Below are 12,088 nucleotides of genomic sequence, written 5' to 3' on the forward strand. Positions count from 1 at the left end.
TGTAAGTTGAGAACAGGGCACGTTTTGATCCAGTGAATATGCTTACTGCGAATGGTAGCTCGCAATATAAAATACTCCAAAACTTTTATGATAAACAGGAACAGATAAATGGAGGAATTTTATAATGTTCAAGAAATTGGCAACTATTTTGACAACATGTGCGATAACCGTATCTGCAGTAGCTTGTGGAAGCCAGGCTCAGCAGGTAGACAGTATCCAGACCGATTCATCGGAAAGTACTCAGGAAGAAAGTGCTTCTTCTGAAGAGGTAAAAGAAGAAGCTTCAGATTCTGCTGCAGAAACTGAAACAACTAAAGATACCGGTTCTGCTGTAGAGCTGGGACTTGTCAGTAACACACTTGCTGAAGATGAAGAGAGTCTAGTGGAAACATATACAGATCTTTTTGATCAGCTCACCTATACTGATGAAGAAACAGGTCTTTCTATTACATATAATCTGTACCTGCCTGAAGGATATGATGAAAATTCAGAATACCCCATGGTTGTGTTCATAGGTGATTCGACAACTGCAGGAACCGATGCTGAGTATTCGCTTACACAGGGGCTTGGCGGCCTTGTATGGGCGACCTCAGAGTGGCAGTCAGTATATCCGACCATAGTAGCTGTACCAACATATCCTGAAACAATTCTTGATGACCATGATGGATATAGTACAACAGAATATGTTGAGCTCACCAAGAGATTTATTGATTACATGTCAGATGAGTACGCAGTAGATACTGACAGGATCTATGGAACAGGTCAGTCCATGGGATGCATGACGACACTCATACTTGCATCGGAATACCCGGATTTATATGCTGCGTGTATGTTTGTTGATGGTCAGTGGGATACGGAACTTCTTTCAAATCTGGAGGGGCAGACCTTCGTTTATTTTGCAGCTGAAGATGATACAAGTGCATGGACCGGAGCGCAGGACCTTATGGCCAGATATGACGCAGATGGCTTCACCTACACATATGCACAATGGGACGGAACATGGTCGGCAGATGAGCTTTCATCAGCTGCATCAGAATTACTCAGTGGAGAAGCTACAGGAGCATACTTCATATCCTGGAAAACAGGAACAATTGATGCAGGAACAGGCAATTCACCTATGGGCGGTGGAGATGGCAGCTTTGGCGAAAGAGGAAACGGCGGGCAGATGAGTTCTTCTGAAGAAGACCTTTCAAGTCCAGAGGTTGCAGCAGATACTTCTTCAGATGTAAGTGAAGATAAGCCGGCAATGGAAATTACCGGCGAGAAGCCTCAAGGAATGATGGGCGGAAATGGTGGAGGCGCCGGAGGCGGAGCTTCATACCATATGGCTTCATTCGACTACGCCTATAACTGTATAGCAGTTATGGAATGGTTGTTCCAGCAGTAACAGATCATAAGATTTTAATGTGAATCATTACAAAATTACAGCAGCTATGGAGAAATCTGTAGCTGCTTTTATTTAAGTAAGGTAAATTGTGATATCATTTTAGTATGAGTCTACAGGTGTTAGGAGAGCTTTGCTATGAACAAGAATGAGAGCAAGTATTTTAAGTCTGCGGAAAAAATGCATACAGCGTTACTGACACTTCTTGACAGTAAAGATTTTGAACTTATTTCTGTTAAGGAGATATGTGAAACTGCTGGCGTTAACAGATCCACCTTTTATCTTCACTATGATAATGTAAATGATCTTCTGCAGGAAACTGTGGAGGCTGTGTATAAAGATTTTTTTAGGCGCTTTGGTGCTGTGGGGCCGGGAGCACTTGATGTTGATGAAAAAAATGAGGATGAGCTATTTCTTGTAACACCCAAGTATCTGATGCCATATCTGGATTTTGTGGAAGAGAACCGCAAGCTCTTTTATCTGATGTATGAAAAGAACGAGATGATGGGCGCTGAAAAGACCTATGAAACATGGTTTAAAACTATATTTGGCCCCATTCTTACAAGGTTTGGAGTTCCCCAAAAAGAACAGCCACTTATCATGGTCTTTTATCTTAAGGGCATTATCGGAGTTGTCACTGAGTGGGTACGAGGTGGATGCACCGAGTCAAAAGATGAGATCATAAGCGTCATACAGAAGTGTATCATCAAGCCATAACGCAGTAAAAACACTATATCGAATTTACAAATCAACACTTTTTACAAAACGTGTCGGGACCTATACTCCCGAAATCAACACATTTTGCAAAAAGTGTTGTTCTTTTTGTGTGCTCATTTTCCTATAATGACTTCAAGCTCAAAGCAAAGAGCAAAAAAACAAATTGAGAATAAGAAAGGAAAAGATAAATGAGCAAAACAATTAAGATGTATCTGGTAACAGGAGCAGCAGGATTTCTTGGAAGCACAGTCTGCAGAAAGCTTGTTGAAAAAAATGAAAAAGTAAGGGCGTTTGTCCTTGAAGGCGACAAGTCAGCAAAATATCTTCCTGAGGAAGTTGAAATAGCATACGGCGATCTTTGTAACAAAGATGACCTGGAAAGATTCTTTGAGACACCTGAAGATACGGAAGTAATTGTGCTTCATATAGCGAGCATCGTAACAGTAAATCCTGATTATAGTCAGAAGGTTATGGATGTAAATGTCGGAGGAACAGAAAACATCATAGAGATGTGCAGGAAGCACAATGTATCAAAGCTTGTCTACTGTTCATCGACAGGAGCAATACCTGAGGAAGAAAAAGGAACCATAAGAGAGTGCGAAGGATCTATTCCCCTTGATCCTGAGAGAATCAAAGGCTGCTACTCATTGTCAAAGGCTATGGCAACAAACGTGGTGCTCAAAGCTGCAAAGGAAGGCCTTAACGCCTGTGTGGTACACCCGTCAGGAATCCTTGGACCTGAGGATTTTGCAATGGGCGAGACCACCAAGACTTTAGTTGACATCATCAATGGCGAGATGCCTGCAGGAATCGATGGAAGCTTTAATCTGTGTGATGTAAGAGATCTGGCTGACGGACTCATTGGGGCAGCTGATAAGGGCAAAAGCGGAGAGTGCTACATCCTTGGAAATGAGCCTGTTAGTTTTAAGGATTTTACAAAGCTTGTTTCAGAGGAGAGCGGTTGCAAGCAGATGAAGTTCTTTTTACCAATATCAGTAGCAAACCTGATTGCCGGGGTACTTGAGAAAAAGGCTAAGAAGACTGGAGAAAAGCCTCTTATGACAACATTCTCCGTTTACAACCTTGCAAGAAACAACCGATTTGATTCAAGTAAAGCAAGTAAGGATCTGGGTTATACCACAAGGTCATATAGAGAGACCATACGTGACGAGATCAGATGGCTCAAAGAAACAGGAAAGATCGCATAAAAAGACATTGAAGAAAAGGAGAGAAAAATACTATGAACGATTTAGATAAGGTTTATGCAGAAAGCGTTGCAAAGGATTACATGCCAAAGGAAACCAATAAAGTAAGGCAGCTTAAAAAGCTTGATGAGAGAGCAAAGCTCCCGGCATTTATAACAGCCATGACACTTGGAATTATTGGGACTTTGATCTTTGGCGCAGGGATGTGCTTTGGACTTAGCGTCTTTGGAACAGGAGTAATTTTCATGGTCATCGGGGTGCTTCTTGGAATAGTAGGTGCTGCTGTCTGTATCATCAACTATCCTTTATACAATAAACTCCTTAAAAAGGGTAAGGAAAAATATGCCTTTGAGATTCTGGAACTTGCTAAAGAGATAACAAATGATGAAATACTAAGATCAGATAGGTGAGGAGGAGATGTGGCAGACAAGGAGCCTGTGTAATAAACAGTTAAAGTGGGAAGGCCACTGCATCATTGTACAGCTTTTGAAGCGTCTTGATAAATGCGGCAAGGCTCTCTCGGCTATCCGTCTTGTGAGTGCAGAGAACGCAGTGAAAGCATTCCTTGCAGTCATAAGGGATCCATGCAAACTGTCCGCTATGGTCGTTTAAGAATCCGGGAGCAAGGCAGATGCCTTTGCCGGATGCAACATTTACAAGAGTAGAGTCGTGATCGGGACTGTTAAAATATTCGATCTTCCCGGAGGCGATGAGCTTCTGCTGGACACTACGTAAAGCGTTCGGAGAGCCACCTCCTACCATGAGTGTGCGTCCGTAGATATCTTCATCTGTGATGAGGTTCTTTTTTGCCAGCGGATCGTTTTTATCAGCAATAAGGTAAATCCCGGAATCAAAGAGCTTGTGTACGTTGATCCCCGGGATATGCTTAGTCTGTTCGATGAGCGCAAAGAGGACATCGGACTCATCCTTTAAAAAACTCTCTACACCATTATCGTACTGAAACAGAGGAGTGACCTGAACACCGGGTTGCTCCTTTTCAAATATGCGAATCGCCTCAGGCAGGAAATATATGGCCTGTCTGACCATCATGGAAACTGTTATGTTGTCAGTATACCTGGCACTGAAATTCTGCCCCTGTTCTATTGCTCTCTTCATATCCTCACGCATACCGGAAAGATACGTTACGAACTGCTGACCGGCAGGAGTGAGTGCGGCTCCCTTGCCGTTCCTTTCAAATATCTTAAAGCCGACCTCATCTTCCAGCAGTTTTACCTGATAGGAAAATGTGGGCTGGCTTACAAAGGCATTCTCTGCAGCGCGACTGAAGTTAAGTGTTCGCGCCAGTTCTATACAGTAATCGATCTGTTTGGTGGTCATTGAAAAAACCCCGGAATCAGTTATTTAAAAATTAAATCAATTATATGATATTTAAATTGGATATTTCAAGCGCTTCATGCAATAATTTTATCAACGAAGCAAATAAACACAATTCACGAAAACTAAACACTGACCTAAGGCATCCACCGCAAGCGTTACCCCTTAGGTCGAATAACGGAGGATAACACGATGGCAAAAACACTGATAGCATTCTTTTCAAGAGCAGATGAGAACTATTTTGGCGGAGCAATGAGATACGTAAAGGTCGGGAACACCGAGATCGTAGCAGGGATCATGAAGGAGCTGATCGATGCGGATACATTTAAGATCGAGATGAAGGACCCTTATTCACCGGTTTACATGACCTGCATCGATGAAGCGAAGAAGGACAAGCAGAATAATGCAAGACCCGAGCTTACTGATTATTTAGTCAGCATTGATGAGTATGACACCATCGTTCTTGGTTACCCGAATTATTGGGGAACTTTCCCGATGGCAGTCGCAACTTTCCTGGAAAGATATGACTTCACCGGGAAGACGATCCTTCCCCTTTGTACCAATGAAGGAAGTGGAATGGGATCCAGTGAGAGTGATATTAAAAAGTCTGCCAAAGGAGCAACGGTAAAGAGCGGACTTGCGATCACTGGCTCTAAGGCAGCTGATTCCGGGGATGTAGTAAAGAAGTGGTTTGCGGCAAACGGTTTGATCTAAAAAAGGACGGTGACAGAGATGGATTACGAAAAGGGATATGTTTTTGATCTGATGGAACAGGGCGGACCTACTGATGTGAGGGAGCCGTATTTTAAGGAAGCTGTAGATGAAATGATGAGAGCCAGAGTTCTCTGTGCCAGGGCAAATGCAAAGATGCCGGATGATTCTACTTATGTGGAGGATCTGGAAGAACTCTTCGGAAGAAAGCTTGATGATGTGAGGATCCTGACACCTTTTATCTGCGATTTCGGGAACAGGGTGAAATTTGGAAAGGGCGTTTTCATAAATCATTCAGCAATACTGTCTGCATCCGGCGGTATTGAATTCGAAGACGGATCCATGGCGGCCCCCGGGCTTCGGATCGCAACCATCAATCATGATATGAATGAACGTCATGCGATCTATACCTACGGTAAAGTTACCATTAAGAAGAATGCCTGGATCGGGATGAATGTGACCATCTGCCCGGGCGTGACCATCGGTGAGTATGCTGTTGTAGCAGCAGGTGCTGTAGTTACCAAGGATGTACCGGATTACGCGGTAGTCGGAGGCGTACCTGCCAAGGTGATCAGGATGCAGGATCCATCTGAGCAGAGGGAATGAAAAAACAAAACGGAACCTGGGGTTTCTTTTTGCCCATTTTTACGAAACAGGTATTTTGCCCATGTAATAGTCATACGGTAGACATACAATTCATCAATAATTCACTTAATAGTGTTTGATTTTGGCATGGACTTAGTTATAATTAAACGTAAACAATTAGAACGAGCAAAATCCATATTGCTATAAAACATATAAACATAATATGTGAATAGGTGTTAAAAATGAAAGAAAATGAAAAACCAAACGAATTGCTTCTGAATAAATACGAAATGTTAAAGGAGTATTTGAACTCGCTTAAAAGCGTAGCAATAGCATTCTCCAGCGGAGTGGATTCAACATTTTTGTTGTACGCTGCAAAAGAAGCACTGGGAGATAAGGTTATTGCTGTTACGGCTTCCTCCTGCTCTTTTCCGGTAAGAGAGCTTGCAGAGGCCAAAATGTTCTGTCTTGAACATGGAATAAGGCATGTGGTGGTGAAATCGGAAGAGCTTGAGATTGAGGGCTTCTCGCATAATCCCAAGAACCGCTGTTATCTGTGTAAACATGAACTATTTACAAAGATACGGGAAATTGCAGATAAAGAGGGGATAAGGGAGATCGCTGAGGGCTCGAACCTTGATGACAATGGGGACTACAGGCCGGGACTGATGGCTGTTGCTGAGCTTGAAATTACAAGTCCACTTCGAAAAATAGGTTTTTCAAAAGAACAGATCAGAATATTGTCCAGATACTTAGGACTTCCAACCTGGAATAAGCAATCATTTGCGTGCCTTTCCAGTAGATTTCCTTATGGAGAGGAGATTACCGAAAAGAAGCTGGGCATGGTTGATAAGGCCGAGCAGCTGCTGATTGACCTGGGGTTTCATCAACTAAGAGTTAGAATACATGGAAGCATTGCGCGAATAGAGCTTAATCCTGCTGAGTTTTCCGGGTTCATGAAGGAAAACATAAGAAGCGAGGTTTACACGAAACTAAAAGAGTACGGTTTTACTTATGTTACTTTGGATATTTTGGGGTATCGTACAGGAAGCATGAACGAAACACTTTCTGACGAAGAAAAGAGAGGATGATAAATGGCAATGAAACGTGTAGTCCTGGCAATAGATGGGATGACCTGTATTAATTGTCAGAATAAGATTGAAAAGAAACTGAATAAAACAGTAGGACTGACAAAGGTTAAAGTCTCTTACAGCAAAGGAACAGCTGAGTTTTCTTATGATCCGGATAAGATATCTATTGAACGCATTTCGGATATCATCATTAACCTTGGGTACAGCGTTATAGATAAAAAGAAACAGCGAAAGGTAGCGGCTATAAGTGCTGCAGGAATTCTATCCATTATTGCAATGTTATACGTGCTGTTACAAAGGTCAGGGTTTCTTAACATGCTTGTTCCGGCAAAACTGGCTGATTCCGGAATGGGATATGGAATGCTGTTTGTAGTAGGACTTCTGACCTCTGTCCACTGCATTGCTATGTGCGGAGGGATAAACCTCTCTCAAAGTATTTCATACGACAATTCGAAAAACACAGTGCTTGCACCGGTTCTTTATAACGCCGGCAGAGTGATTTCCTATACTGGAATAGGCTTTGCTCTTGGTCTTATCGGAATGCTGGCTACAGGTGGTAGTGGAGCCGAAGTTCCGGTATTTCTACAGGGAATTCTTAAAATAGTAGCCGGAACAATAATGATAATCATGGGTATAAATATACTTGGAGTGATCCCCGGGCTTAGAAGATTTCAGATAAGAATTCCCACATCCATATCAGGAAAAATACTTGGGGCAAGGCAAAATGAGACCAGACCTTTATTTGTAGGACTTTTGAACGGGCTTATGCCATGCGGGCCACTTCAGTCAATGCAGATAATAGCCTTAGGCTCCGGAGACCCTGTTGCAGGAGCATTGTCCATGTTTGTGTTTAGCCTTGGAACAGTTCCTCTTATGCTTGGACTTGGCTCTTTTATATCTTCAGTTGGCAAGAAACATACCAAAGCAGTAATGAATGTTGGCGGAGTATTTGTTGTGGTTTTGGGACTTGCAATGTTTACCCAGGGTGGAGCACTTGCAGCACAAATGCCTTTTATTGGAAATCAGAGCTGGCAAATGGCAGATTCACCTGAAGGTTATGTGGCTGGCGATGATTTCAGCAATAACACTGATGACAGCAAAGATGCCAAGGTCTCATCGGATATCTTAGAGGAAGGCGATGTTCAGATTGTTGAGAGCAATCTGGAACTTGGATATTATCCAGAAATAACCGTTTATAGCGGTGTTCCGGTCAAGTGGACTATAAATGCTTCAGAAAGATCCATAAATGGTTGCAATTATAGGATGATATTGGGAGAGTACGGAATAGTTCACGATTTTGTCCCAGGAGAAAATGTTATTGAGTTTACTCCGGGAGAGCCCGGAACAGTGCAGTATTCCTGTTGGATGGGAATGGTTTACGGAAAGATAAACGTTATTTAAAAAGAGATATAGCTATGAGGAGGATACGTATGATTAAAAGAGATGAAGCATTTGAATTACTGAAAAAGTATAAGAGCAAAGGCTCAGGACTTGGCAATGAGCTGATAGACTTTGTAAACAGATTTTCAAGAAGGAATTGTAAATAGGTGGATAATAAACAGCTCTTTAAATATGCGTTTATAAAGTCAATACCAATCATGTGCAGTTATCTTTTTGTGAGTATGGCCTATGGAATCCTGATGGAAGAGTCGGGGTTTGAATGGTATTACTCACTCCTTGTCAGCCTGTCTGTATATACTGGAGCTTTTCAGTTTGTTTTGACTACGTTGCTTTCGGCGGGAGCATCAATACTTACGATAATGATAACAGCTCTTTTTATGAACAGTAGGCAGACTTTTTATAGCCTGTCGTTTGTTGATGAGTTCAGTAGTATGGGATGGAAAAAGCCGTACATGATTCATACTATGACCGATGAGACATATGCTGTGAACTGCACGTTGGAGTTGAAAGATGCAGAGAAGAAGCAGGTTATGTTCTGGGTGGCATTCTTATCACGTTGCTATTGGATGACAGGAGCTGTTATTGGCGGATTCCTGGGGCAGATAATTCCGTTTTCATTGGAAGGCATTGATTTCTCTATGACTGCATTGTTTGTAATCATTTTTATAGATCAGTGGGAAAAGGCAGATACTCATAAACCTGCATTGGCTGGATTGGCTGTGGGAATTATCAGCCTCTTAATATTTGGAGAGAATCAGTTTATGCTTCCGGCTCTTATCATTGTTTCAATGCTGCTAGTTTGGTATAACTCAAGAAAGCAGGTGGCAGTAGAATGATGAGACCATGGTATATTTTATTGGCAATAGTAATGTCAGCGCTAATCACCTTTGGACTTAGGGCGCTGCCATTTGTTCTTTTCAGAGGCGGACGCAGTATGCCGGAATGGATGCAGCGCCTTGGACAGATTCTTCCATCAGCAATCATGGCTGTGCTTATCGTATACTGCTTGAAAGGGGCGAAGAGTAATCCTATCGGAATAGGAATTCCTGGAATTATTGCAGTTGCTGTTGTTGTAGCAAGTTATAAGAGGAAGCACAATACATTTATCAGCATTATAGTCGGAACTGCTGCGTATATGATTATGTTAAGATGCATGTGATAAAGTGAGCTTTCTAAATATTTCTAAATGTTTTGATTTGATAATAGATGCTTTGCAGTGCAGGATTACTCTGCTGCAATCGAGAACATGCTATTGACTATCGTGGCGCTTGGATATCAGAGTTGCTGGTATGAAGGTCATATTACAGATGAAGATAGAATATGTGACAAAATAGCTGCTATTCTCTCGGTGCCGGAGAATTATGATGTTGTATGTATATTGCCGGTAGGAGAGGCTGAAAGCGAACCTTCGATACCCAAGAAAAAAGGGTTTGAAGAAAGAGCTTGGTTTAACACATTCAAAGGTTGAAAGGCTGTTTACACAGGATGGATAGTGATTATGAAGAGATCAGATAAAAGAGCTATCATAATAATTTTAATTGCAAACGTCATCCTTATAGTTGCTGCTATTTGCGGGATAATACTGAGCAGATTCGTTTATGAAGATCATCTTGATGAGCCTTTGATCACAGTTGATGATACCGAGATTACCTTAAGAGAATTTGGATATTACATATATGAAGTAGAAGAGTTTGTGCAGAACCAGGCTCTTTTGTATGATCCTGAGAATCCAAAGCACTGGTGGAATACCCACTTTTCAGCCGGCATGGATTCTCAGTTTGTCTGTGATTACGCCAAGAAGGTGGCAGTTAACACTTGTATATTAGATGAGATTTATTATAAAAGAGCTCTTTCTGAAGGAGTTGTATTAAGTAGCGCGGAAGAAAAACAGGCAATGGTCGAAGCAAAGATGATCTTAAGCAGCATGACCGGGAATCAGCTTGCAAGAACAGGGGTGGATGAAAGCATCCTCACTAATATGCGGATAAAACATGCTCTTGCAGTAAAATATGCCAAATTTCTTGTAAATACCTGTGATTTAACAGGATATTCCGAAGACCCAGAAAAGCTTCTAAACTGGGACGGCGTGTATTATCAAGAAAAGATTCTACCGGAACATACAGTAAAGACTAATGATAAGGTTCTGGATAAAATAACGTTGGGAAAAATAACAGTGAATTATGAGTAATTCTATTTGAATGTGTTAGAATTAAGCTGTTTCAGGAAATATCTGCTGAAGGAACGTCAGTTATCATGGTGCCCCATGAGCTGGATACAATCCGTTTTGGCAACAAGGTCTATCAAATGGATGAGGGGACATTAAAGGAAGACATTGATGCGGCAATAGCATAGATGCACAACTTACAGACTAGTTGGCTAATGCAGTGGAACCATTTTCTCTGTAGCTACTGGGAGTGCAACCTGTGTGCTTTTTAAATGCCTTGGAAAAGGTAAAGATATCAACGTAACCAACAGCGTTACCTATATAACTTATGGAGAGATCTGATTCCCTCAGCATCTTCTGGGCTGTCTGCATGCGATAAGTCTGCAGATATCCTTTTATTGTATAACCTGTGGCATCATGAAAAAGGCGAGAAAGATAACTTCTGTTAAGACCGCAGACACCTGCGATATTTTCCATGGTAATCTGTTCTGAAAATTTAAGCTGTATGTATTTGATTACGGTTCGTACATATTGAAGCTGCTGGCTTTCTGCTGATGCTTCGTCTTTGTGGCCATATTCTTTTCTCAGGAAATCCATTATTTCATAAATCTTCCCAATGCAATAGTACTCCCTTTCATAGTTTTCAAATATCTCATTGATTGATGCGCCAAAAATATCATCCCTGCTATTTGGCGATGAAACATCAAGGACCGGACTGTTTTCTCCAAGACCAATTTCCTTAAGGAGTGCAAGAAACTCCGTCCCTCCTATGTGAAGCCATCTGTAGCACCAGGGTGTATCTTTGTCTGCTTCATAGTACGCAGAAATGCCGGGAGGTATAAAAAAAATCTGATTTTCATGGATATTATGTGTCTTATCCCCAATCCTCAGTATGCCCTTGCCGGAAAGGACATAGTGAATTATTCCTCTTGACCGTATGATCGGGCCGTAGGAGTATTCAGGCTCACAGGCATAGCTACCTATCTCATAAAGTCTGACTTCCGCACTATTGTCGAAATCAGTAAATGCACAAAAGTCGAAGCCGACACCGTTTTCTTTCATCTGCATTGCAAGGCTACCTCCGGTTATGAGTGTCACAAAATGACAAATGCTAATAACATAATAGCATACCCTGAATGGTCTGTGTAAATTAGAATAAGTTTTGTTCGAAGGGTTCGGACAGGAAACTTAAGATCAGGATGATCTCTCGGAATCTTGAGTGATCATGCCAGCTAAATTCTGGCAATTGAACTTTGACAAGTGAATATTACCCAAGATGAAAAAAAGATGCAAAACAGGGCATGAATAATAGACATAACACTGTTGCTATGCCTGAGAATGCTGTATGATATTTACGAGATCATGCTACATTACAAACCAACTTTCTCAGGGCGGATTCGTAAGGCAGATCCCATGCATCCAAATGTTGTAACATGAGGATGTGATAGAGGCGGCAGTACCACATCTTTGTTGAGCGGTGCCTGCCGCTTTCTAG

The 12,088-nt window shown here is 41.8% G+C and carries 14 protein-coding genes; 12 read left to right on the forward strand and 2 right to left on the reverse strand.

Translation table 11 applies throughout. The features are described from left to right. Positions 1 to 124 precede the first annotated feature (124 nt). The 4 genes from G586_RS25120 to G586_RS0115130 all read left to right on the forward strand — a co-directional run bounded on the left by G586_RS25120 (position 125) and on the right by G586_RS0115130 (position 3,716). Complete coding sequence (locus G586_RS25120; protein ID WP_051204831.1) at positions 125 to 1,387, forward strand: alpha/beta hydrolase-fold protein; 1,263 nt, start codon at positions 125 to 127, stop codon at positions 1,385 to 1,387. Between the two features lie 135 nt (positions 1,388 to 1,522). Continuing rightward, the gene (locus G586_RS0115120) at positions 1,523 to 2,101 is read left to right on the forward strand and encodes a TetR/AcrR family transcriptional regulator (RefSeq protein ID WP_026528406.1); all 579 of its coding nucleotides are present in this window, start codon (positions 1,523 to 1,525) and stop codon (positions 2,099 to 2,101) included. A gap of 188 nt (positions 2,102 to 2,289) precedes the next feature. Continuing rightward, complete coding sequence (locus G586_RS0115125) at positions 2,290 to 3,309, forward strand: NAD-dependent epimerase/dehydratase family protein (protein ID WP_026528407.1); 1,020 nt, start codon at positions 2,290 to 2,292, stop codon at positions 3,307 to 3,309. 32 nt (positions 3,310 to 3,341) lie between these two features. After that, positions 3,342 to 3,716, forward strand: a complete 375-nt coding sequence (locus G586_RS0115130; RefSeq protein WP_026493133.1) for a dihydropteridine reductase — start codon at positions 3,342 to 3,344, stop codon at positions 3,714 to 3,716. Positions 3,717 to 3,756: 40 nt separating this feature from the next. Here G586_RS0115130 and G586_RS0115135 read toward each other — a convergent pair whose 3' ends face one another. After that, on the reverse strand, positions 3,757 to 4,644 hold the full coding sequence (locus G586_RS0115135) for a LysR family transcriptional regulator (RefSeq protein ID WP_026528408.1): 888 nt from the start codon (positions 4,642 to 4,644) through the stop codon (positions 3,757 to 3,759). A gap of 189 nt (positions 4,645 to 4,833) precedes the next feature. On the opposite strand from G586_RS0115135, the gene G586_RS0115140 reads away from it, so the two are divergent. The 8 genes from G586_RS0115140 (at position 4,834) to G586_RS0115180 (ending at position 10,617) form a co-directional block, all read left to right on the forward strand. Continuing rightward, a complete protein-coding gene (locus G586_RS0115140; RefSeq protein ID WP_026528409.1) occupies positions 4,834 to 5,355 on the forward strand; it encodes a flavodoxin in 522 nt (173 codons plus the stop codon). An 18-nt stretch (positions 5,356 to 5,373) separates the two neighbouring features. Further along, the gene (locus tag G586_RS0115145; protein ID WP_026528410.1) at positions 5,374 to 5,958 is read left to right on the forward strand and encodes a DapH/DapD/GlmU-related protein; all 585 of its coding nucleotides are present in this window, start codon (positions 5,374 to 5,376) and stop codon (positions 5,956 to 5,958) included. Positions 5,959 to 6,179: 221 nt separating this feature from the next. Beyond that, positions 6,180 to 7,028, forward strand: coding sequence for an ATP-dependent sacrificial sulfur transferase LarE (gene larE, locus G586_RS0115150; RefSeq protein ID WP_035773413.1), 849 nt, complete (start codon positions 6,180 to 6,182; stop codon positions 7,026 to 7,028). 3 nt (positions 7,029 to 7,031) lie between these two features. Beyond that, positions 7,032 to 8,429: an urease accessory protein UreH domain-containing protein gene (locus tag G586_RS23320; RefSeq protein ID WP_081674400.1), complete on the forward strand. Its 1,398-nt coding sequence runs from the start codon at positions 7,032 to 7,034 to the stop codon at positions 8,427 to 8,429. Positions 8,430 to 8,575: 146 nt separating this feature from the next. Beyond that, on the forward strand, positions 8,576 to 9,265 hold the full coding sequence (locus G586_RS0115165; protein ID WP_026528412.1) for an AzlC family ABC transporter permease: 690 nt from the start codon (positions 8,576 to 8,578) through the stop codon (positions 9,263 to 9,265). Next, positions 9,262 to 9,588, forward strand: coding sequence for a branched-chain amino acid transporter permease (locus G586_RS0115170; RefSeq protein ID WP_330363286.1), 327 nt, complete (start codon positions 9,262 to 9,264; stop codon positions 9,586 to 9,588). Before G586_RS0115165 ends, G586_RS0115170 begins: the two co-directional genes overlap by 4 nt. Positions 9,589 to 9,645: 57 nt before the next feature. Beyond that, positions 9,646 to 9,897, forward strand: a complete 252-nt coding sequence (locus G586_RS23325; RefSeq protein WP_155834203.1) for a nitroreductase family protein — start codon at positions 9,646 to 9,648, stop codon at positions 9,895 to 9,897. Between the two features lie 30 nt (positions 9,898 to 9,927). Beyond that, positions 9,928 to 10,617, forward strand: coding sequence for a hypothetical protein (locus G586_RS0115180; RefSeq protein ID WP_026528414.1), 690 nt, complete (start codon positions 9,928 to 9,930; stop codon positions 10,615 to 10,617). A gap of 180 nt (positions 10,618 to 10,797) precedes the next feature. On the opposite strand, the gene G586_RS0115190 is transcribed toward G586_RS0115180, so the two are convergent. Then, positions 10,798 to 11,661 (reverse strand): AraC family transcriptional regulator, encoded by an 864-nt coding sequence (locus tag G586_RS0115190; protein ID WP_026528415.1) that lies wholly within the window; start codon positions 11,659 to 11,661, stop codon positions 10,798 to 10,800. Positions 11,662 to 12,088 lie beyond the last annotated feature (427 nt).

Source organism: Butyrivibrio sp. VCD2006, assembly GCF_000423925.1.
In the GTDB taxonomy this organism is placed as follows: domain Bacteria; phylum Bacillota; class Clostridia; order Lachnospirales; family Lachnospiraceae; genus Butyrivibrio.